General features: G+C 34.4%; 19 protein-coding genes and 1 other annotated feature. Of the genes, 1 reads left to right on the top strand and 18 read right to left on the bottom strand.

What is annotated here, in order from left to right:
• Positions 1-28: 28 nt before the first annotated feature.
• From rpmI to citZ, 16 genes are all read right to left on the bottom strand, one after another.
• Positions 29-223 (bottom strand): 50S ribosomal protein L35, encoded by a 195-nt coding sequence (gene rpmI / locus CAO17_RS04815; RefSeq protein ID WP_085991726.1) that lies wholly within the window; start codon positions 221-223, stop codon positions 29-31.
• A 33-nt stretch (positions 224-256) separates the two neighbouring features.
• Positions 257-763: a translation initiation factor IF-3 gene (gene infC, locus CAO17_RS04810; protein WP_143833720.1), complete on the bottom strand. Its 507-nt coding sequence runs from the start codon at positions 761-763 to the stop codon at positions 257-259.
• 66 nt (positions 764-829) lie between these two features.
• Positions 830-957: a sequence feature (ribosomal protein L20 leader region), on the bottom strand.
• A 750-nt stretch (positions 958-1707) separates the two neighbouring features.
• Positions 1708-3654 (bottom strand): threonine--tRNA ligase, encoded by a 1947-nt coding sequence (gene thrS, locus CAO17_RS04805; RefSeq protein WP_085991725.1) that lies wholly within the window; start codon positions 3652-3654, stop codon positions 1708-1710.
• A gap of 389 nt (positions 3655-4043) precedes the next feature.
• Positions 4044-4904: a sporulation protein YtxC gene (ytxC, locus tag CAO17_RS04800; RefSeq protein WP_085991724.1), complete on the bottom strand. Its 861-nt coding sequence runs from the start codon at positions 4902-4904 to the stop codon at positions 4044-4046.
• A gap of 436 nt (positions 4905-5340) precedes the next feature.
• Positions 5341-6267: a primosomal protein DnaI gene (gene dnaI, locus CAO17_RS04795; RefSeq protein ID WP_085991723.1), complete on the bottom strand. Its 927-nt coding sequence runs from the start codon at positions 6265-6267 to the stop codon at positions 5341-5343.
• Between the two features lie 18 nt (positions 6268-6285).
• The gene (locus CAO17_RS04790) at positions 6286-7641 is read right to left on the bottom strand and encodes a replication initiation and membrane attachment family protein (RefSeq protein ID WP_085991722.1); all 1356 of its coding nucleotides are present in this window, start codon (positions 7639-7641) and stop codon (positions 6286-6288) included.
• 27 nt (positions 7642-7668) lie between these two features.
• Positions 7669-8136: a transcriptional regulator NrdR gene (gene nrdR / locus CAO17_RS04785; protein WP_085991721.1), complete on the bottom strand. Its 468-nt coding sequence runs from the start codon at positions 8134-8136 to the stop codon at positions 7669-7671.
• 420 nt (positions 8137-8556) lie between these two features.
• Positions 8557-8940: an adenosylmethionine decarboxylase gene (speD, locus tag CAO17_RS04780; RefSeq protein WP_342744183.1), complete on the bottom strand. Its 384-nt coding sequence runs from the start codon at positions 8938-8940 to the stop codon at positions 8557-8559.
• Between the two features lie 297 nt (positions 8941-9237).
• Complete coding sequence (locus CAO17_RS04775; protein ID WP_085994407.1) at positions 9238-10263, bottom strand: glyceraldehyde-3-phosphate dehydrogenase; 1026 nt, start codon at positions 10261-10263, stop codon at positions 9238-9240.
• 174 nt (positions 10264-10437) lie between these two features.
• Positions 10438-11037, bottom strand: coding sequence for a dephospho-CoA kinase (coaE, locus tag CAO17_RS04770; protein WP_085991719.1), 600 nt, complete (start codon positions 11035-11037; stop codon positions 10438-10440).
• A gap of 192 nt (positions 11038-11229) precedes the next feature.
• The gene (gene mutM / locus CAO17_RS04765) at positions 11230-12054 is read right to left on the bottom strand and encodes a DNA-formamidopyrimidine glycosylase (RefSeq protein WP_085991718.1); all 825 of its coding nucleotides are present in this window, start codon (positions 12052-12054) and stop codon (positions 11230-11232) included.
• A gap of 14 nt (positions 12055-12068) precedes the next feature.
• Entirely contained in the window at positions 12069-14708 is a 2640-nt protein-coding gene (polA, locus tag CAO17_RS04760; RefSeq protein WP_085991717.1) for a DNA polymerase I, read from the bottom strand.
• 351 nt (positions 14709-15059) lie between these two features.
• A complete protein-coding gene (gene pnpS / locus CAO17_RS04755) occupies positions 15060-16430 on the bottom strand; it encodes a two-component system histidine kinase PnpS (RefSeq protein ID WP_085991716.1) in 1371 nt (456 codons plus the stop codon).
• The gene (locus CAO17_RS04750; RefSeq protein ID WP_085991715.1) at positions 16430-17122 is read right to left on the bottom strand and encodes a response regulator transcription factor; all 693 of its coding nucleotides are present in this window, start codon (positions 17120-17122) and stop codon (positions 16430-16432) included. Before CAO17_RS04750 ends, pnpS begins: the two co-directional genes overlap by 1 nt.
• Before the next feature lie 349 nt (positions 17123-17471).
• Positions 17472-18743, bottom strand: coding sequence for an NADP-dependent isocitrate dehydrogenase (gene icd, locus CAO17_RS04745; protein ID WP_085991714.1), 1272 nt, complete (start codon positions 18741-18743; stop codon positions 17472-17474).
• Between the two features lie 219 nt (positions 18744-18962).
• Positions 18963-20084, bottom strand: a complete 1122-nt coding sequence (gene citZ / locus CAO17_RS04740; RefSeq protein ID WP_085991713.1) for a citrate synthase — start codon at positions 20082-20084, stop codon at positions 18963-18965.
• A gap of 380 nt (positions 20085-20464) precedes the next feature.
• Between citZ and ytvI the strand changes: the two genes are divergently transcribed.
• Complete coding sequence (gene ytvI, locus CAO17_RS04735; RefSeq protein WP_085991712.1) at positions 20465-21571, top strand: sporulation integral membrane protein YtvI; 1107 nt, start codon at positions 20465-20467, stop codon at positions 21569-21571.
• Positions 21572-21573: 2 nt separating this feature from the next.
• On the opposite strand, the gene CAO17_RS04730 is transcribed toward ytvI, so the two are convergent.
• The gene (locus CAO17_RS04730; protein ID WP_085991711.1) at positions 21574-21963 is read right to left on the bottom strand and encodes an FxsA family protein; all 390 of its coding nucleotides are present in this window, start codon (positions 21961-21963) and stop codon (positions 21574-21576) included.
• Positions 21964-22065: 102 nt separating this feature from the next.
• Entirely contained in the window at positions 22066-23826 is a 1761-nt protein-coding gene (gene pyk / locus CAO17_RS04725; RefSeq protein WP_085991710.1) for a pyruvate kinase, read from the bottom strand.
• Between the last annotated feature and the right edge of the window lie 14 nt (positions 23827-23840).

Genomic DNA, 23840 nt, shown 5'->3' with positions numbered 1-23840 from the left:
AATATCTATTTATTATTCTCTCATTTATTTATCTTGGTAACATATCCTTAATACGTTTGTAATCTCCTGCAGATACAACGGCACTTTTACGTAGTTTACGTTTTTGTTTTTGTGATTTATTTGCAAATAAGTGACTTGTATATGCATGAGATCTTTTTAGTTTTCCACTACCAGTTCTTTTGAAACGTTTTTGAGTCCCTTTATGAGTTTTCATTTTAGGCATAATGTATTTCCTCCTCGTAATGTTGCATCTTTATTAGTTCTTCTCATTAACCGGAGCGAGCATCATAAACATATTACGACCTTCCATTTTCGGTTTGGATTCAATTGTCGCGATATCTTTAAGTTCTTCAGCTAAGCGGGTTAAAACCTCTTTACCAAGTTCTTTGTGTGTAATCGCACGTCCACGGAAACGAACAGATGCTTTTAATTTATCGCCTTTTGCAAGGAATTTTCTTGCATTTTTTAATTTCGTTTCGAAATCATGATCGCCAATTCCAGGTGTAAAACGCACTTCTTTAACGTTAATTACCTTTTGCTTTTTACGAGCTTCTTTTTCCTTTTTCTGTTGCTCGTAACGGTATTTACCATAGTCCATGATACGACAAACAGGTGGTTTTGCATTTGGTGCAACTAAAACTAAGTCCAAGTTTCTAGTTTGTGCAATCTCCAATGCCTCTTGACGTGATTTCACACCAAGCTGATCCCCATTTGAATCGATAAGACGTACTTCTCTAGCACGAATCTTTTCATTGACGTTCATCTCTTTGCTAATGTTCAGCCACCTCCAAAGTTTTTTCACTGATCTATTGGGACAAGCATTTGTTCATACATTAAAAAAGTGTCGGTACACACAATGCACCCACACGTTTCCAATCAAAGATGATAATTTTGGAACCAGTCAACTGCTCACTATGGCGTCGATCAGGTGAGAAGCGGGTGCTTCTACTTGTCTTTACAGATCATTTATTTTTTCAACTTTTAAAGTATAACATCTAAAAAAGACTGTGTCAAACAACAATCCTTTTTGATTTCACTTTTAATAGTATAACATAGATGTTAGAAAAGACCAAGCATGTCTTATTAATTCTACCACACGTTTTCCTTCACTTTTGAAGGATGATATGACGCAACTGATGAAATTTATCGGTGCATGTCGATGTAACTTTACTTATTGGCTTAATACTTATTGAACAATAAATTTTTTTGGTGCACGTTTAAGTTCGCGAACCTTAGGGCACGGCTTCAGCCTCCGTAATGGAAGACCACCGCTTCGGAGTTTTTAGATACCTCCTATTCCCAAAGAACAAGGAAGGCCCCCGTCAGTATGACACCTTCGTTAGATAATTGATTTTTATTTCCAAGGGGTTTAATGATCACTTTAAAAAATTGAGACTGGGACATAACTAAAGTATTTAACTCAAAAGACGAATAACACACTACTTAGCGGAGGAAATATACGTAGACTCCTCGAAAATAAAGTGCAATTTTCTTCGTGCGATGCCTTGCTGCCGTAGCGTTCCTAGTCCTGCGGGATGAGAGGCCTAGGTGAGACGTAGTGCGTTAGCACGAAGGGGGCTCATCAGCCGCCCTAAGGTGCGCGAAGTATATTTCCGGAGCGATTTTTATCCACCAATTATGTTCGACTTTTACTTAGAGAAAATACTTTTGTCCCAGTCTCAATTTACCTGTAATATTGGTATATAGCTATTTTCTCAAGGTTCTTTCTGAAACTTCTTTATTAATCAACGACTCAAAGTCACTGTATGATAACGTTTCTGATTTTTGTTCTCCATAGCGACGTACGTTGACCGAATTATCTTCAATTTCCTTGTCACCTAAAACTAGCATAAATGGTACTTTTTGCGTTTGAGCTTCACGAATTTTATAACCAATTTTCTCATCACGCTCATCTACTTCGATCCGTACACCCTGATAACGAAGTTTTTCTGCTACTTCCTTCGCATAATCTAAGTGTACTTGTGGAGATACAGGTATAACCTTAACTTGTACCGGTGCAAGCCATGTAGGGAATGCTCCTTTGTATTCCTCAATTAAGAAAGCAACAAATCTTTCCATCGTAGAAACAACCCCTCGGTGAATAACAACTGGCCTATGTTCTTTTCCATCCTCCCCAATATATGTTAAATCAAAGCGTTCAGGTAAAAGAACATCCAATTGAACCGTAGATAAAGTTTCATCTTTACCTAACGCCGTTTTTACTTGTACATCAAGTTTAGGACCGTAGAACGCGGCCTCACCTTCCGCTTCCACATATTCCAAATTCATTTCTTCCATGGTTTCTTTTAATTTACTTTGAGTCAATTCCCACATTTCATCATCATCAATATATTTTTCCTTATCCTCAGGATCACGATAAGATAGGCGGAAATAATAATCATTAAGTCCAAAATCTTTATAAACTTGTTGAATTAAATTTACAACACGAACAAATTCTTCTTTTATTTGATCAGGACGTACAAAGATATGCGCATCATTTAATGTCATTCCTCGCACCCTTTGAAGTCCAGCTAAAGCACCACTCATTTCATAGCGATGCATTGTTCCAAGCTCTGCAATTCGAACCGGTAATTGGCGATAACTCCAGAATTGATTTTTAAATACCATCATATGGTGTGGACAGTTCATCGGGCGTAATACTAATGTTTCATTATCCATATCCATCGGTGGAAACATATCCTCTTGATAGTGATCCCAGTGTCCACTTGTTTCATATAATTCTTTACTGCCTAGAACTGGTGTATAAACATGGTCATAACCTAAACGTTCCTCTAAATCAACAATGTATCGTTCAATTGTACGTCTAATTGTTGCGCCCTTTGGAAGCCAAAGCGGTAAACCTTGTCCCACTTTTTGCGAAACGGTAAATATATCTAATTCCTTCCCTAACTTACGATGATCTCGTTCTTTCCGCTCCTCTAAAATACGTAGATGCTCTTCTAATTGTCCTGGCTTTTCAAAAGCCGTTCCATAAACACGTTGAAGTTGTTTATTATTACTATCTCCACGCCAGTAAGCACCTGAAATACTTAAAAGCTTAAATGCCTTAATTTTACTTGTTGCAGGAACATGCACTCCACGACAAAGGTCAAAATATTCACCTTGCTCATAAATAGTCACTTGTTCTCCTTCTGGAATCGCATCGATGAGCTCTAATTTTAACTCATCATTAATTTCTTTAAATCTTTCTTTCGCTTCCTCACGAGATACCTCAATACGCTTAATTTCAAGGTTCTCATCTATAATACGCTTCATTTCCTTCTCAATTTTCGGTAAATCTTCTGGAGTTATTTTATGTTCCATATCCAAATCATAATAGAATCCCTCTTCAATAACCGGACCCACTCCAAATTGAACATCCTTATATAGGCGTTTAATTGCTTGTGCCATAAGATGTGCTGTCGAGTGGCGAAGAATATCTATTCCTTCATCATTTTTATATGTTAAAATCTCTATTTTTCCACCTTGCTTTAGTTCACGACGTAAATCAACATGTTCCCCGTCCAACTTAATAGCAATAGCTTGCTTTTTTAATCCAGGTGAGATCGAAGCCGCAATCTCTTCCCCTGTTATACCAACTGGAAATCCTTTTTCATTACCATCTGGGAATGTAATCATAATTTCTGCTGCCATATATATTGCTCCTTTCATAGTCGTAAAATCAAAATCGTTTATTCGGGAACCATCGATTGTTCATTATATATAATAATACAAAAAAGCTCGTCCCTTTTGCATATATGCAAAAGGGACGAGCATCGTATGACGATCGTGGTTCCACCCTCATTCCCGCATCAATAGCGGCTCATTCCTTCTTTAACGCAGAATCCACGCTGCTCCCTACTTATTTCAGGGCAGAGTTCAAAGGTGGTAATTATTTGCCGTTATAGGGGATATTTTCAGCCATGACATCCCTCTCTTTTCTATACGGTGACCAAATAATCATGTCCTCTTCAACACTTTTAAACGATTTATGATTGATATTATAATTCGTATTATATCCTTATAAAATTATAAAAGCAAGTCTATTTTTGCTCTCTTTTGGAACGAAAACGAAAAGGAAAGGTACGAACTGATTCAAATTTAACTTTTTCTTGAAAAACATTTATAACTGTTAATGTTTTTGGTTCCGCAGGGTCCTCCCCATAAATTTTAATTTTTTCTGGTGCCATCGCAATGAGGGGAGCTAAATTCATTTCATCTTCTAAACCAAATATATATAAAGGTTCTTGTTGCATCATTGTTCGTAATTCCATAATGGAAAATGGTTTACCACTTTCTTTAAAAAAGGTAAAAGAATCACCTTGAAGAATATGGACCATGGAGATTTTAGATTCCTTCTTTGTAATATAATCGCGAAGTACACTTAAAAATTCCTGATGATCTTCTTCTCGCTTATATTCATCAATAGCTAGTCCAACATAGTGAATCATTTGATCCTTAAAAACCTTTAAGCCAAATTTAACGATGGAATCATAGTGGATCGTTTTTGTTTCCTTGATATGATCAAAAAATAAAGAATGTAGTAATTCCCATGGATCTTTGTCTGTCCTTTTTCTCACCTGTAAACTACCTTCATCATTTCCTGATACTATCCAAATCGTTAAATCATGAATTCTTTCTATTTCTTCATTATTGGTAAAATAATAGTTCTTTTTAATTATATATTTGATTAAGCTCCCTAAACGATACGCAATAAAAACATTTGTCAATGATTTGGAGATAATCTCTAATAGACTTTTTTGAGGTATGTTTCTTTTAATCTGTATATGATTCCCCCAATCTTTGTGAATTTTCCATTGTAACTCAATTTGATTTGATTTAAGAAATAAATGTTCACAAAACGTTAGCACTTCTTTATCTGATTCGAAATATGCCTCCAGCAATAACCATCACCCTCACCCACAACCAAACTGTTACATTATATGGACAAAAGGGCAAAAAAATGATTAAACCACCTAATCTAGTAACTCTTTTTGTTTATAAAAAGTGTTTTCTTTAAAGATTGTTGATAATGACGCAATATATATAGAATGCGCAATAACCTATTAGAGATGTTTAATACCGCTGCGGAAATACACTGGTTGGTGCTAAACATCATCACAACGCCTTATATTTATGTCATAAATTTCTTCACACAAAGATTCCCATGTCTTGTGGGAATAGCACATGTCTAAAGCCATGCTCTAAGCTCCATGACTGCCCGCAGTGGAAATCAACATGCATTGACAAAATTTACTGTGTTGCGTCACATCATCTTTCTATTTACGCAGTAATAGCCAAAAGAAAAAACTAGCATGACTTGGTATGCTAGTTTTCCCTCTATTTCCTTCTATTTTCCCCGAGAATTTCAATTTCGTTGCTGACTTGTTTGATTCGCTCAATAATCCGACCGGCTTTTACGGTTTCTATACCATCCCTTGTTGTAGAAAGAACCCCTTCTAATTGCTCTAAGCTATAATTCGATGTAAAGAAAACAGGTAATTGCTCCATCATTCGATATTGTAAGACGGATCCTAATATTTCATCTCTAAACCACGCTGACTGCATTTCTGCACCAATATCATCAAGCATCAATATATCTGCTTTTTTAAAGTAATCTATTTTTTCATTCGTTGTATCATTCTTAAAAGATGATTTTATTTCACGAACAAATTCTGGCATATAAATAATCATGGAAGAATAGTTCATTTTTTTCAATTCATTAGCTAATGCACCTAATAAATATGTTTTTCCAACACCAAATGGACCGTAGAAGTAGAATCCTTTTTTCGGTAGTCCATTGCTTGCTTCTTTAATGAAACGAAACATTTCCATTACAGCATTATCTCTAACATCATCACTTTCAATGTCATTAAGGGAAGCTTGTAAAATCTCTTTTGGTACGTGAACACTTTGTACAAGCTTTTGCTGTTTCTTATCTTTTTCATACATCATACGACTATGACATTTTTCATACGATAAGTGTATTTCACCCTTATCCACATGAAGTATAGGAGAGTATCCTTGTAGCATATTCTGACAATTCTCAAATGACGAACACCCTGAGCATTGTTTAGATTGTGTTTTATATTCATATAATTTTATTAAGCTTTTGTTTATCTCTCTTTTTCCCAACTCTGAATGAAGTGATAGGAACTCATTAATTTCCGGGTCCCTTAAAACTTCTTCCCTAATTTTCGCATAGTTTTCTTGGAAATTTCTATTCTCTCTCATCCATTTGGAAAGAGATGTTTGAATTGGATCCATAATAAATCATCCTTGAAATCAATTATTTTTTTGATTCGTTTGGTTTAGGAATGCCTGTAACTCCGCCTTTTCCTTTTCTAAGTTAATAACAGGTTGTTTACTTTGTACAGTTTTTGCCTGTTTTGCCTTTCTTTCCTTAAACCAATCAGGTACAATTTCTTTTGAATTATTACTTTTTCTATAATAAGTATTATAAGTCGACTGCTTTCGTTTTGTCGCAGATTTTGAAAATCTTTCTTTTTCTTTTTTGGCAAAATCCATGGCTTCCTTTGCAGTTTTTATTTTTGCACGTGACCAATGGCTTGCTATTTTTTCTAAGTAAGCTTTCGAAAGTTTCATGTTTGACTGTAATAGGACATAATGAATTAAAACATTCATAACTGGAGATGGTAAGCCCTGTGATGTCATAACTTCTCGAATAACCTTCATATCCTGTTCAGAAGCTTGATTTCCACCTGATAAGTCTTCTAATAATTGTTTTGGAGAAATTGTTTCTAATTCATGTACCAACATTTCTTCTTTCGTTTTTGGTTTCTCTTCTTGAACCTTATCAGGATTCACTTTTTCTGTTAAATGGACGGTATTATTTTTATATTTGGATTTAAATAGATCATGACAGGCAGTTTTAAATTCCTCTTTGTCCAAGCGATTTTCCTCATTTAACGCCCATAAAACAGACTTTTCAATTTCGTAGCTATCTAAGTCATAGAGCAACATCATTTGTGAAAGCAATTTACGATTTTCTTTTGTTAAAACCTTCCCTACAGGAATCATTCGCTGTTTAAGCATTTGCTCAATCCATGATAAATCCGCCATATCCTCTTGGTGATTTACTGGGTCATCATCACTTAACCCAGAACTCGTCATTTCAATAGATGGTGTAATAGTCTCGAAAACATCATTAAATGAAACAGTTATATTTTCCCCTTTATTTTCATGTAAAACATCAGAAAATCGATTCTTTAGAAAATGATACTTTTGTTCTCCGATTTGATGATATAATAACTGCGAGTACATAGCATCCTTAAAGAATTCTATAGGTGCAAAAGGACTTTGCAATTCATACGTATATATAGATATCTGGTCCTCAATCTTTTTAAATGATTTTAATAAGCCGATTCCTTCAAGCTTTAACCGAGCTCTATATATTTCATCTAAAGGGAGGTTTAAATAATTCATTAATGTATGGTGGGTTTGTGGTGATTGGCCTTGCAGTTTCATTTCATGAAGCAATGTTAGATATAGTACTACCCCATGGACACCAATGAGCGGCTGATACAGATGAGTCAATGATGTTGTATAATCATTTGGTAAATGACCTCTTAAAATGACATAATACCCGTCTACAGGTAATATCTGTCCAATAAATCGCATTATATCACCCTTATTAATTAAAAATGCTTAAGATTCTTTTTTATCTACGTTGATTAAATCTTTTAGCTCATTCAAAAATACACTGATATCTTTAAACTGACGATACACAGATGCAAATCGTACATATGCTACTTCGTCAACTTCAGCAAGGAGGTCCATTACTTTTTCCCCTATTTCCTTGCTGTCAATTTCAGATATTCCAGTGTTACGAAGGTCCTTTTCCACTTCTAAAGCAATCTCTTCTATTTTATCCAGAGGAACTGGACGTTTTTCACATGCTCTTATAAGTCCTCTAACTAATTTTTCTCTTGAAAATTCTTGTCTAACACCATCTTTTTTTACAACAATTAAAGGCGGTTCTTCCATCCGTTCGAATGTTGTAAATCGATAATTGCATTTTTCACATTCTCTTCGTCTCCGTATAGATTTACCTTCATCGGTTGGACGAGAATCAAAAACCTTGGTGTTTTTATATTGGCAATTAGGACATCTCATCTTTTTAACCCCATTCCTTACTTACCCTAGATAATTAAAAGATGTTATATTTTTAACCATTTGGTAAATAACTAATAAAAGAGTAAAATAATTATAAATTAACAATTTAAATCTATAATCCGTACTTACAATACAACTATTTCCCTATATTGTAACATGTTTCACCTAATTCCTCTATACATACCATAGGCAAATATCAACAAAAGAGACCAAAAGTGATTTCCAAATGGAATAACGTTAAACCTTATCTTTCGTAAAGTAAGTCTTCAATAAATGGGGGGGCTTTTAGAAGCAGTTTATCCCCCACCTAAAAGGATTCGTTTTCCCTCCATTTTTGAGGTGGGGGTATTACCGCCCCTTAACCTGGAATAAACAAAAGGGCTGACAATAAAAGTCAACCCTTCTTTTATATTTTAAAATTTAATATACTTTTTGAGAATCCTGTGTTTTAATTGAACCCATTCCACGAGATAATATTACTCGATCACAGGATTTACTTTCTAATGCTTGTGCAATGTATTCTGTAGCAATGTTCGGATCAATAATATTACCACAAGTATATACATCAACGCTTGCATATCCGTGCTCTGGAAAACTATGAATCGTCAAGTGAGATTCCGAAATAATCACAACCCCGCTAACTCCAAATGGTGCAAATTTATGGAAAGCAACTTCACGAATCTCTGCTCCTGCTTTTAAAGCAGCATCAACAAAAATACGCTCCATTAAACCTACATCATTCAATTTATTAACATTGCAATCCCATAACTCTGCAATTACATGTTTTCCAATTGTATCCTTCACACTAATTCCCCCTCAATCAATAAATAGTATTAATTACCTATATTTAATTTTTTGCCACGCCACGGGGGAAAGTTAGTACGATAAGGACCCAACCCTTAAGCGAACAGTATACAACAACTTAAACAATTAAGAGAAGTATATCTCGTTTTTAGTGGTTTTGCAATATAATTACTAAAAACTTGTAAAAGGTTATCTTATCATTAATTTTATTCACACATAAAATGTTTATACGAAATTTAATTTTAGTAAAATATAAAACCACCTATCCATTCCAGATAGGCGGTCCGTTAATCTTAATTATATTTCTACTCGTTCTTGTAAATGACGGCCAACAAGTTTTGTAAGATCTAATACACGTTTAGAATAACCCCATTCGTTATCATACCAAGCAAGTACCTTTATTTTATTATTGTCTAATACCATAGTTGAAAGACCATCGATAATGGATGAGTATTCAGATGTTGTATAGTCGATGGAAACAAGTGGTTCTTCATTATATTGTATAATACCTTTTAATTCATTTTCTGCCGCTCTCTTAAAAGCAGCATTTACCTCATCAATGGTTACATCTTTTTGTACATCGACTACTAAATCAACTAACGAAACGTTCGGTGTTGGAACACGTAATGCCATACCATGTAGTCTTCCCTGTAAATGTGGCATTACTTCTCCCAATGCTTTAGCTGCTCCAGTTGATGTAGGAATAATCGATTGAGTACAGCTACGAGCACGTCGTAAATCTTTATGTGGATTATCCAGGTTTTTTTGATCATTAGTAAAAGCATGTACGGTAGTCATAAGTCCATTTATAATTGAAAAATTTTGATCTAACACTTTAACAACTGGAGCTAAACAATTTGTAGTACAGGATGCATTGGAAATCACATCATCTTGTTCTGGTTGATATGTTTGATCATTAACACCCATAACAATCGTATTGTCAACCTGTTTACCTGGTGCTGTGATTACAACTTTTTTTGCTCCTGCTTGGATATGTAATCCAGCAGTTTCTTTTGTTTTGAACTTCCCTGTTGCTTCAATCACTACATCTATTTCTAGTCTACTCCATGGCAACTTCTCTGGCTCACGGGAGCTAACAACCTCAATAATTTTATTATCTACCTTAATTGCATCGTCCAGTGCACGAACTTCACCTTGAAATGGACCGTGTACACTATCATATTTGATTAAATGTGCAAGAGTTTCTGAAGGATAACTTGCATTGATTGCTACTACATCAAGTGTATCATCTACTATTGCTTGACGAAATACCATCCGTCCGATTCTACCAAATCCATTAATAGCTATACGCGTTTTATTCATTTCCTTTCCCATCCTCCTGTTTGTGCTATACTTATTTCCCCTCTATATTAATTAGTATAACACAATAAACTTTAAATGTGCTTTACTTTTTATAAATTTATGCACATTTTTTACAACAAAAGAATTGGTTAGGACAAATAAATTAGGTTTTAATTAAAAAATTAGGTTATTGCTTTACACGACATTCCACTCTGATAAGAGTTTTTCAAGCTGTTCATAGGAATTTACTTTTGTACCATTATTATTAATAACTGCATCTGCTAGTTTTGCTTTTTCCTTCACAGGAATTTGGGATTGAATCCGTTGCTCTGCTTCACTTTTTGAAAATTCATCCCGTTCCATCAAACGTTTCAATTGAACTTCTTCATCAACATAAACAACAATTGTTTTATCAACCATGCTAGTTAACTTACTTTCAAAAAGTAAAGGTATGTCCATTACAACACATGTCGCGCCGTTTTTCACAAGAGCATCCCTTTTGTCAATCATTTTTTTTCTTATAGCAGGGTGTACAATTCCATTTAATGTGGCTAATTTCTCCTCGTCAGCAAACACAATGGCACCGAGTTTCTTTCGGTCTAATATTTTATCTTCCCTAAGTATCTGATTGCCAAAAGTTTCGATTACCTTTTCATATGCCTCTTCTCCCGGTTCTACCACTTCTCTGGCAATTTTATCTGCATCAATAACTGGTATATTAAAATCATCAAACATCAAACTAACAGTACTTTTTCCACTTGCTATACTACCTGTTAATCCAATAATCAACGCCACCCAAAATCACCTCCTTCATTAGCTTTTTATAAGTTTTGTTACCTTTTTTGTCAGAGTTACAAAAATACTCAGTAATTCTTGAGATGCTAAATAGCGGAATTAACTACTACGGAAAATACCTTGCGAGATAAAAAAACAACTATGCGCACAACCATCATTAATTATTAAATTATAATCGTTTAGCGGAAACCTTCATTTTTGGCATTCCGTACAAATATGAGTTCCACGTCCAGCAACTTTTATCTTAACAATCGGACTACCACAATGCTTACATAATTTATTTTCTTGACCATATACAAAGAGTTCCTGTTGAAACATTCCCATTTCTCCCTGGCTATTCACATAGGAACGTATGGTTGTACCACCTTGTTTTACTGCATTCCTTAGTGTTTCTATAGCTTCCTTCCTAATAGATTCAATTTCTTCCTCCGTTAATGTACTAGCTTTTTTCGCAGGGTGAACACCAGCTCGATATAACGTTTCGTCAACATAAATATTTCCAAGCCCCGTTACAATACGTTGATCTAGTAAAACTGCCTTTATTGATCTTTCTGTTTTCTGTAACTTATTGTACATATAATCAAAAGTAAATGTTTCGTCAAATGGTTCTGGACCAAGTTTATTTAGGGGACTATGAGTGAATTCCTCTCCTATTGGGAAAAGATGCATCGTACCGAATTTACGAACATCGTTATATCGAAGCTCCTCACCATCTGTAAACGAGAAAATAACATGGGTATGTTTCCGCACAGGCTTACTTGAATCCGCTACCCGATATTTCCCTTCCATTCGCAAATGGGATACAAGAACATATTGATCAAGATAAAACAATAGAAATTTTCCTCTCCTTCCTATTCTTTGAATCGTTTGCCCGATTAATTTTTGTTTAAATTCTTGGACATCATCTGGTTCCTTAATCATTTTTGGCCAAAATACTTGCACTTCTTTAATTGTTTTACTTGTCACTAAGGGGATTAGTGTTTTTCTTATCGTTTCTACCTCAGGTAATTCTGGCATATCGATTGGACTCCTTATTTTGCATCATACCAGCTTTCTCCATATGCATAATCAACTTTTAATGGAACGTTTAATTCCACAGTATTCTCCATCATTTCTGGCACAATTTCTTTTAGTTTATCTAATTCTTCCTTCGGTGCTTCAAGGATTAATTCATCATGTACTTGAAGTAGCATACGCGCTTGCATTTTTTCTTCTTTTAATTTCTCATGTAAATCAATCATTGCTTTTTTAATGATGTCAGCTGCACTTCCTTGAATTGGTGAGTTCATGGCCGTTCTCTCCGCAAAACTACGTAAATTAAAGTTTCTGCTAGTTATTTCTGGCAAATACCTTCTACGATTCATAATTGTCGTTACATATCCATTACGTTTGGCTTCCTGTACAATTTCTTCCATATAATTTTTTACACCAGTATATATATCAAAATATCGTTCTATAAACTGTTTCGCTTCCTTCCTTGTTATGCCAAGGTTTTGGGATAGACCATAATCACTAATTCCATATACGATACCAAAGTTCACTGCTTTTGCTTGTCTTCTCATATTGGAAGTTACTTCTTCTTTTTGGACATGAAACACATCCATTGCTGTTTGTGTATGAATATCTAAATTATCTTTAAATGCTTGCATTAACTTATCGTCATTAGCTATATGTGCTAACACACGAAGTTCAATTTGTGAGTAATCAGCCGCAAACATGATCCAATCTTTTTTCGAAGGCACGAAAGCCCTACGAATTTTTCTTCCCTCTTCTAGTCGTATAGGAATATTTTGTAGATTAGGGTCAATAGAACTTAGTCTACCAGTTTGTGTTAATGCTTGATTATATCGAGTATGTACCTTACTGGAATCGGTATGAACTACTTTTAATAATCCTTCAATATATGTTGATTGTAACTTCCCTAATTGACGATATAAAAGCAACTTCGGAATAATTTCATGTTTATCTTTTAGTTGTTCCAAAACATCTGCAGCTGTGGAGTAACCTGTTTTTGTCTTTTTAATAACAGGAAGTTCTAATTTTTCAAACAGTATCGGACCTAATTGCTTAGGAGAATTCAAATTAAACTCCTCACCTGCTAAATCATATACTTCTTTTTCTAGAGTTTGAAGACGATTGGTTAAATCATCTCCCATTTCCTTAATTCGATCTATATCAACTAGAACACCTAGATGCTCCATCTCTCCTAAAATTAAGGCAAGTGGCATCTCTAAATCGATTAATAATTGATATTGCTCATTTTCTTTTAACCTGTCAACCATTTGATTGTATAATTCGTGCAAGATAATGGTTTTACGGATGATATGTTCTTCTAGAACGGAATCCTCTGGAATTTTTTGCTTTGCACCTTTTCCATATATCTCTTCATCAAATAATACATTCGTTTTACCCATTCGGTTGGCAATAGCAGGAATATCATGATTGTTTTCGGATGGATTAATTAAATAAGATGCCAATAACATATCAAATATAATACCTCTCATATGTATGCCGTATCGTAACAAGCTTACTAATGTTTTTTTAGCATCAAATACATTTTTTGTCTTCTTGGAATCCTCCGCCCACTGTTTAAAAGTATCCGATTCTAGCGCAACCTTTGTTGGTATAAAGTACTTGTTTTTATCATTAACAAGACCAAAGCCTAATACTTCCTCTTTATGATAGTTATCACCAAGCATTTCAACAACAAGTGCAGCACCATCTGTTAGCATATCAGATGTAATATCATCGACTTTTTGAAAGTGGACTTCCTCTAAGTCTTTACTTTCCTCCTCTACATCAAAATCCCCTGAAATCCTATTTAAGAGTGATAAAAAACCTAAATCTTTAAACATCGCACTTACCTTTGCTTGTTCAAAACCTTCATATACAATATCCTCTATTGTTATTTCAACGGGTGAATTTCGATTAATGGTCACAAGCTCCTTACTCATAAAGGCATCCTCTTTATGTGTGGAAAGTTTCTCCTTTAATTTCTTCCCACTAACTTCATCAACATGTTCATACACTTCCTCTAATGTAGGAAACTGCTTTAACAATTTAACGGCTGTCTTTTCCCCTACACCAGGTACACCAGGAATATTATCCGATTTATCCCCCATAAGAGCCTTTAAATCAATAATTTGCTCTGGAGTGACTTCCATTTTATTTATTAAATATTCTGGTGTGTATTTTTCAACTTCACTTATCCCTTTTTTGGTAACACTTACAGTTACTTTTTCTGAAACAAGCTGTAACATATCCTTATCACCGGAAATAACAGTAACATCATAGTCTTTTTCCTTCCCTTGTAAGGAAAGTGTTCCAATAATATCATCTGCCTCATACTGTTCTAATTGATAATGTTGGATCTTAAATGCATCCAGTAATTCTTTTAGAACTGGAAACTGCTCCGAAAGCTCTGAAGGAGTTTTCTGCCTCCCTCCCTTATATTCTTTATATGTATTATGTCGAAAGGTTGTTTTACCAGCATCAAAGGCAACAAGGAGATGGGTGGGCTTCTCGTCCTCTAAAATTTTTAGTAGCATTGTTGTAAAACCGTATACAGCATTCGTGTAAACACCTTTATCATTATTTAATAAAGGCAATGCAAAAAATGCCCGATAAATAACACTATTTCCATCAATTAAAACCATTTTTTTCCTAGCCATGTAACAAAAACCTCCATTATATACAGTTATTCTTATTTTAGCACTGTCTTATAGGAAATAAAAATAAGACCAATTTTAAGTAGAAAGCATAGTTTCATTCGAAAAAACAGAAGAATTCATCATTGTTAAAAGATAAGGAGCAGTACCTTTATTTTTGCGCTTATTTATTTTCGCTACAAACAGTCGTGCCTTAGTACATGGCTTCAGCCTCCACGATAGAAAAGTACTTTTTCTAACGAAGATATAATGCTACCGAAGCTTTCTTTATCTACTGCGCAATTATATAGATTGTGTGCAATTCCAACAATCTTTTAATACATTCAAAAAAACACCCTTTACACACAAAGGATGTTATTTCTTCGGTAAGTAGACATGTACAGTAGTTCCTTGATCTACTTCACTTTCAATTTCAATTTTACCATCATGTACATCAACAATATGCTTAACAATTGCTAGGCCTAAACCTGTGCCCCCCGTATTTCGGCTCCTAGCTTTATCAACCCGGTAGAACCGCTCAAATATTCGTGGAATTGATTCCTGATCAATTCCTATTCCCGTATCTGTCACTTTAATGTGAACTTCATCTTTTGTTGAAGTCATATTTAGGGTAATCTTGCCTAGTTCAGAAGTATAGTTTATGGCATTATCTAATAAATTCACAATAATTTGTTTAACCTTGTCTTTATCTGCTTTAAACTCCAGGTTTTCTTCAATTACGATAGATAAGTCAATATTTTTATCTTTTGCTCTCATCTGAAAGGATGTCGTAATATCCTTTATCAGTTCCTCTACATTTATTTGGTGTAGAACAAGCTGGAAATTTTCTTCTTCTAATTTTGATAGTGTTAATAATTCTTCAATCAACAACTGCAACCGATCACTTTCATTATAGATAATTTTTAGAAATTCATTTGCAGTTTCTGTATCTTTTAATCCCGTATCTAATAAAGTCTCTGCAAATCCCCTGATTGAAGTAATTGGTGTTCTTAATTCATGGGAAACATTCGCTACAAAGTCTTTACGCATTAACTCTAATTTCTTCATTTCCGTTATGTCATGAATAACAAGAATAGCACCCTTTAATCGATTATTATTATTATTGAAAACTGGAACACCTACAATTTCAAAGTAAAATTTATCAATCCCAATATAATGTGAAAATTCGTTTTTTACATTCTTTTCATAAAGAAATGCCTGTTGAACCGTGTCATGATAGACATTATGCTCTAATACTTCATAGTACAGATAACCATTGTAATTTCTAGGTCCTCCTCCGTACATCGTTAGAAATTTCCTATTAACTAGATGGATATACCCTTTCTCATCGATAAGCACTAAACCGTTCTCAGTATTCTCAATAATCGTAGATAGCTGTTCCCTTTGAATTTTTTCTTGAATTGAAAATTCACTTAAATGGCGAGCAAGTGAATTTATTTTAATACTTAATTCTCCTAAAATATTAGGTGAAGAATGGTGAAAACGTGCGCTAAAATTTCCTTTATTCATTTCCCCTAACGTTTTTGTTGCTTTATTTAAAGGTTTTATATAATTTGTAAATAGAAACTGAAAAAATACGACCAAAATAATAAAGTTGATAGATAACACGGCAAAAAGAATAATTATATTTTCTGTAAAAGGTAATAAAATCATTCCACTAAATAAAGTAGTAAGTAAAAACAAAAGTACATAGCGATTTAAGGGTTTTTTGAATAAGATTTTCATTATGAAGGATCCTCCAATTTATATCCTAACCCCCGAACTGTCTTAATATAAATTGGTTTCTTTGAATTCGGTTCTATTTTTTCTCTTAAATGGCTAATATGAACATCCACAATACGGCTATCTCCTACAAAATCATAATCCCAAACACCACTGAGAAGCTGATCCCTTGAAATAACCTTTCCTACATTTTTTGCAAGATAATACAATAATTCAAATTCCTTTCTAGTAAATGTAACAAGATTGGAATTCATTTCCGCTTCATATCTTTCAGGATAAATGACCAAATCGCCAACTACTATTTTATTAAATTTAATTTGAGATGTATTTTTTGTTCTTCTTAATATAGCCTTGATTCTTGCTATGACCTCTTTCGGGCTAAATGGCTTTGTTAAATAATCATCAGCACCTAATTCTAAGCCTAACACCTTATCGAACTCATCATCCTTTGCTGTTAACATAAGAATAGGTGTATCCATTCTATTATTTCGTAAATGTTTACAAATCTCCATACCATCCATCCCTGGTAACATCAAATCTAAAACAACTAAATCATAGTCATTATTTTCTATCTTTTCAATTGCTTCTAACCCATCATATGCAACATCTGTCTCAAAACCAGCATTTCCAATATTATAGCTTAATAGAGTTACAATAGATTTTTCATCATCAACGATAAGAATTTTTTCATTCATGAATAATCCCCCATCAGTATGTAAAATATGTTATATCTTTCATCTTACCATTGAACAAGGTTTCTATGAACCAAAACGGAGGTTTGTTAATAAAAATTTACACAAGTATATATGAAATTTATTTAGAATCTATTTTATTCTTTTTTCTCACACATTTAAGGATCATGTTCATTCGTTTGTGAACGTTTATTTCCGTTACGAGCAATCGCTTTCCGTAGCGTTATTTATACACTATTTCGCTCTATCCATTTAATGAACATAATGTGTTAACCTACGATAAAACCAGGTAAATTATAAAACACGCAAGAAATCAATCGAAAATTTCTTGCGTGTAATACATTTTTGTTTATTATCCTAAGTTTTTAATTAATTCATCCGCAAATTCGGAGCATTTTACTTCTGTTGCATTATCCATTAAGCGAGCAAAGTCATACGTTACTACTTTAGATTCAATCGTTTTGTCCATTGAATTTGTAATTAGATCTGCCGCTTCTCTCCAGCCTATATGTTCTAACATTAATACTGCTGAAAGAATTACAGAAGAAGGATTAACCTTATCTAATCCTGCATATTTTGGAGCAGTACCATGAGTAGCTTCGAAAATCGCATGTCCTGTGTCATAATTGATATTTGCACCTGGAGCAATACCAATACCACCAACTTGAGCTGCTAATGCATCAGAAATGTAGTCACCATTTAAGTTCATAGTAGCTACTACATCGAATTCTTTCGGACGTGTAAGAATTTGTTGCAAGAAAATGTCCGCAATAGCATCTTTAACCAGGATTTTACCTTCTGCTAATGCATCATCCTGGGCTTTATTTGCAGCATCCTTACCATCTTTCTCAACGATACGATCATATTCAGCCCAAGTGAAGACTTTATCACCAAACTCTTCTTCCGCAACTTCATAACCCCATTGCTTGAAAGCACCTTCTGTAAATTTCATGATGTTACCTTTATGTACTAAAGTAACACTCTTACGTCCTTCATCTAAAGCATATTGAATTGCAGAACGTACTAAGCGCTTCGTCCCTTCTTCTGAAACAGGTTTAACACCAATACCTGAAGTTTCAGGGAAACGAATATTATTAACACCCATTTCATTTTTTAGAAAATCAATTATTTTCTTCACATCATCTGAACCTTTTTGCCATTCAATACCTGCATAGATATCTTCTGTATTCTCACGGAAGATAGCCATGTCTACATCCTCAGGTCGTTTAACCGGAGAAGGTACCCCATTAAAGTAACGGACTGGACGAAGACAAGTAAATAAGTCAAGTTCTTGTCTAAGTGCAACGTTTAAGGAACGAATTCCACCACCAATTGGTGTTGTTAAAGGTCCTTTAATAGCAATTTTATATTCATTAATCTTATCTAATGTATCCTGTGGTAACCATTCTCCTGTTTTGTTATATGCCTTTTCTCCTGCATAAACTTCTAACCAATCAACTGATTTTTCTCCATTATAGGCTTTTTCAACAGCTGCCTCAATTACTCGCTTAGCTGCAGCCCAGATATCGGGACCGGTTCCATCTCCTTCAATAAAAGGAATAACTGGTTTATTTGGTACAGTCATTTTACCATTTTCTACTACGATTTTTTCTCCTTGTGTCATGAACAAATACCTCCTAATGTTATACAGGTGAATAGTGTGTGTTACTATTCCACAGACTATTTTAATAGATTGCTATATTTAAATAAAGTAATATTACATTTATTTTTAAAATTTCTGCACAAATTCATAATTGCTTAGGGCAGTCTGCATCCACCTATAATCAAATAATTATTATTATATTTGTAGATACCTATATATAACTGCCCTTTTCAAATAATCTTATCCACGTTGGGAAACGACTACATATTTTTGATTTTTTGGACCGATATATTCTGCACGAGGGCGTATGAGTCGATTGTCTGCATATTGCTCTAGAATATGCGCTAACCAGCCAGATGTACGGCTAACTGCAAATATTGGTGTAAATAAATCGTAGTCAATACCTAGACTGTGGTAGACAGAAGCACTGTAGAAATCAACATTTGCAGGAAGACCTTTATTCTTCTTAATATAGTCTTCAATCTTGACTGACATATTGTACCATTTTTCTTGTCCAGTAATCTTCGTCAGTTGTTTTGACATCTCTTTTAAGTGCTTAGCACGAGGATCACCATTTTTATATACACGGTGTCCCATACCCATTATTTTTTCTTTATTAGCTAATTTCTTTTCAACATATGGAATTGCATTTTCTTCTTCTCCAATTTCAAGAAGCATCTTCATTACATTCTCATTAGCCCCACCGTGAAGCGGTCCTTTAAGCGCTCCAATTGCAGCTGTAATACCAGAGTAAACATCTGATAATGTAGCTACACAAACTCTGGAGGTAAATGTAGATGCATTTAATTCATGATCAGCATGTAGAACTAACGCCTTGTTAATTGCTTCTACTTCCACTTCATTCGCTTCTTTTCCATTTAACATGTATAAGAAATTCTCGGAATAGCTTAAACCCTTTTTAGGTTTAACCGGCTCTAAACCCTTGCGAATTCTTGCAAACGCAGTCACAACGGTAGAAATTTTCGCTTGAATACGAATTGCTTTACGTTCATTCGCTTCCGTGTCCATGACATCCGCTTCATCATCATATAACCCTAGAAGAGATACAGCTGTACGTAGTGCCGCCATTGGGTGTACCTTAGTTAAATCATACGATTTTAAATGATCATAAATTGCTTCAGGCACTTCCATGTTATCAACAAGGTCCTTCTGAATTGCATCTAATTCGGATTGATTTGGCAACCTCTTATTCCATAATAAGAAAACTACTTCTTCAAAACTAGCATTCTCAGCCAAATCATCGATAGAATAACCAACATACGTAAGTTGATCATTAATGATAGAACTTATTTGTGACCTTGATGCTACTACCCCTTCAAGCCCTTTAGTAGTTGTTGTCATAAGAAACCTCTCCTTTTCTATTTATTGTTGCCTAATAAACAACTTTCTGACAATATTTATATTCTCATTATACCATTAATATTGTATTTATCGAAGTATCAAAATTATTCAATTATAAAATAACGAAAAATAATTGATAATGTGTATAAATATTGTCCTCCCCAAACCTAATTATAAAGTATTATCAAGATAATGTGAATTGAAACCGCTTAAGTTTTTAAAATAACATAAAAAACTTAATAGAATTCGTTTGAAAACAACTTTCTTTTTACACTATTAATTAAAGTAACAGACAGCTATTTGCACCAAAAACTTCTATTTCCCATTGTTGGAACATAAATAAAAGTAGTACAAGCTTTATTAACTCGGGGGAGTAGAGAATGTATAAAAAACAATTAATGCAACTTATAAGATTTCTAACCACACTTATCTTTATCATTCTAAGTTATTTATTTTTATCATATACAATTCCATATATATACCCTTTACTATTATCGGTACTTTTCGCTTATATTATCAAGCCATTTATTCGGTTTACGGAAAATACATTACATTTCCCCCGAAGTTTGGCAACGTTGACCGTCATTAGTAGTATTTTTATTGTATCTATTGGCATAGTAGTTGTTATCAGTATTGAAATATATCATGGGACAGTATTCTTAGCTGAAAAAATACCAGTATACTTCCAGGATCTTATCCTATATTTTGAAACAATTTTCAATACAAGAATTATACCAATTCAAGAAAAGCTTTTATCCATTTTTTTCTCACTGGACCCGTCACAACAGGAATCATTAAAAAGAAGCTTAAATGAATTATTAAATCATATTGCAATGACCGGATCAGACTTATTAAGACAGGCCCTTACAAATATTCCAAGTATTCTGTCGCATCTACCTAATTCAGTTACCATTCTTATTTTCATCCTTATAGGAACATTCCTTATTGCAAATGACTGGCAAAACCTGAGTAATCATGCTCAAAGAATGATTCCAGAAAATATGAATTCATCTACTAAAAAAATAGTTTTTCATTTCAAATCAGCACTTGGAGGATACGTAAAAGCTCAACTTATATTAGTGAGCATATCTGGTGCACTAATTTTTATGGGACTACTAATCCTTCAGGTTAATCATGCATTAACGATTGCCATACTAAGTACCTTCGTTGATATAATACCATTTATCGGAACAGGAATTATTTTTTTGCCTTGGATTATCTATTTATTTCTTAGCGGAGATTATACATTAACAATTGGGATAACAATCCTTTACATGATTACTGTCATCACTAAGCAAATTCTTGAGCCTAAAATACTATCTTCCAATATCGGTATTCACCCTCTAGTGGCATTAATAGGGTATTTTTTAGGGCTTCAGATTTGGGGGCTTTTTGGCTTATTGATTGCTCCAATAGCTATTATCTTGATTAATGTTATGTTAAAAACAGGTGCACTAAAATGGGTTTGGCAATTTATTAGAGGATAGTTTTACCATTTACGATAAATGATTGTTCCATTATTCATTTTCTTCTTAATCAATTCGGCAATAATACGTTTAAACGGTCTTCTTGTTATTGGTAAAACCAAGAAAAAGCCAATGGTATCGGTAATAAAGCCTGGCGCAAATAGAAATACCGAACCAATAAAAATACAAATACCATCTACTAATTGCTCGGTTGGGGCTTGACCTTTGTTCATTAACACCTTTGCCTTATTCAATGTATCCATTCCTTGCATTCTAGCAATCGATATACCTATAATTCCTGTTAGAAGGATAAGCAGAACAACCCACCACGGCCCAATCTTTCCACCAATCCATAAAAACACACCTATTTCCATTGCCGGAAGAATAAATAGGATTAATAGTAACCACCGCATCCATTGTACCCCCTTTTCTTTATATTAACATTCTTATAACTAAATAGAAAAGAGAAATCAGTCTACCTGCCGATTCCTCTTTTCTATTTCAATCGTCACTTATTAAAGTACTCTTGCATGTCCCTTATAGATATCACCTTTTGTACCATCAATAGTTATATCTTGGCCCTCTTCCAATACATCAAAAATATTCTCCACACCAACAATAGCTGGAATACCAAGGTTCAAACCAACGACTGCAGCATGGGAGGTTAATCCACCTTCTACCGTTATAATTCCACCGGCTTTTTCCAGTGCAGGCATCATGTCACGATCTGTACCGTATGCAATGACGATATCTCCATCTTTTACTTTATTCAATGCATCCTCTGCATTCTTAGCAAAGACAGCCTTACCATATGCACTTCGTTTACCAATCCCTTGTCCTTTTGCAACAACATCACCAATTACATGTACCTTTAATAAATTCGTTGTACCACTTTCTCCTACTGGAACACCAGCAGTTATTATTACACGACTACCTCTTTGACAAAGGTTGGAATCCAATCCTCGATCAATAGCGATATCCAACATTTCATCCGTTGATTGTGCTTCTTGACCAACTACTGCATGAACACCCCAAACTAATGAGAGCTGACGATTTACATGGTCAGAAAAAGTTACAGCTAAAATTGGCGCTTTTGGACGGTACTTCGAAATCATTCTTGCTGTATGTCCACTTTCTGTTGGAGCAATAATCGTATCAATGTTTAGATTCATTGCTGTATGGGATACAGATTGAGTAATAGCTTCCGTAATTGACTTTTCAACATTTTTTGAACGTTCGCTTAAAATAGACGTATGATCTAAAGCTGATTCTGCTTTAACAGCGATATTATTCATGGTTTTTACAGATTCAACAGGATAGTCCCCTGCAGCTGTTTCACCAGAAAGCATGATTGCATCCGTTCCATCAAAGATAGCATTTGCCACGTCGGATGCTTCAGCTCTTGTTGGTCGTGGATTTCTTTGCATAGAGTCCAACATTTGCGTTGCTGTAATTACTGGTTTCCCTACATTATTACATTTTTTTATCAATTGCTTTTGTACAAGAGGAACATCTTCAGCAGGAATTTCAACACCTAAATCTCCCCTAGCAACCATTAGCCCATCACTTACTTCTAGGATTCGATTAATATTGTCGACACCTTCTTGGTTCTCGATTTTAGGAATGATTTTAATATGGCTAGCATTGTTTTCCTCTAGTACTTCTCTTATTTCAAGTACATCGGATGGTCGGCGTACAAACGATGCGGCAACAAAGTCCACATCCTGCTCAATCCCAAATTGTATATCTGCACGGTCTTTTTCTGTAATACCGGGTAAATTCACCGACACATTCGGGACATTAACACCCTTTTTATTTTTAATTGTTCCACTATTTAATGCTGTTGTTTTAATTTCACCAGCCATTTTGTCAATAGCTACAACTTCAAGTTCAATTAATCCGTCATCAAGTAAAATCTTGGATCCTTCATGAACATCATTAATCAGTCCCTCATATGTAACAGAGAAACGCTCCGCGGTACCTTCTACATCATTCATTGAAACATAGACTGTTTTTCCTGCGATAATCTCATCTTGTCCATTCTTAAAATTCCCAGTTCGAATTTCTGGACCTTTTGTATCTAACAAAATAGCTACCGTTTTCCCTTTATTTTTAGAAGCAGTACGGATGTTCTCAATACGAGCTCTGTGCTCGTCAAAATCACCATGTGAAAAATTTAATCGTGCTACATTCATCCCAGCATCAATCAGTTTTTCCAATATTTCTACAGATTCTGAAGCAGGTCCTATCGTACATACAATTTTCGTATTTCTCATCTTTACATCTCCTC

This window comes from Oceanobacillus senegalensis, assembly GCF_900176885.1.
GTDB classification, from domain to species: Bacteria; Bacillota; Bacilli; order Bacillales; family Amphibacillaceae; genus Oceanobacillus; species Oceanobacillus senegalensis.
Note: the sequence above shows the minus strand (reverse complement) of the source record. Positions and strands in the feature narration are given on the sequence as shown.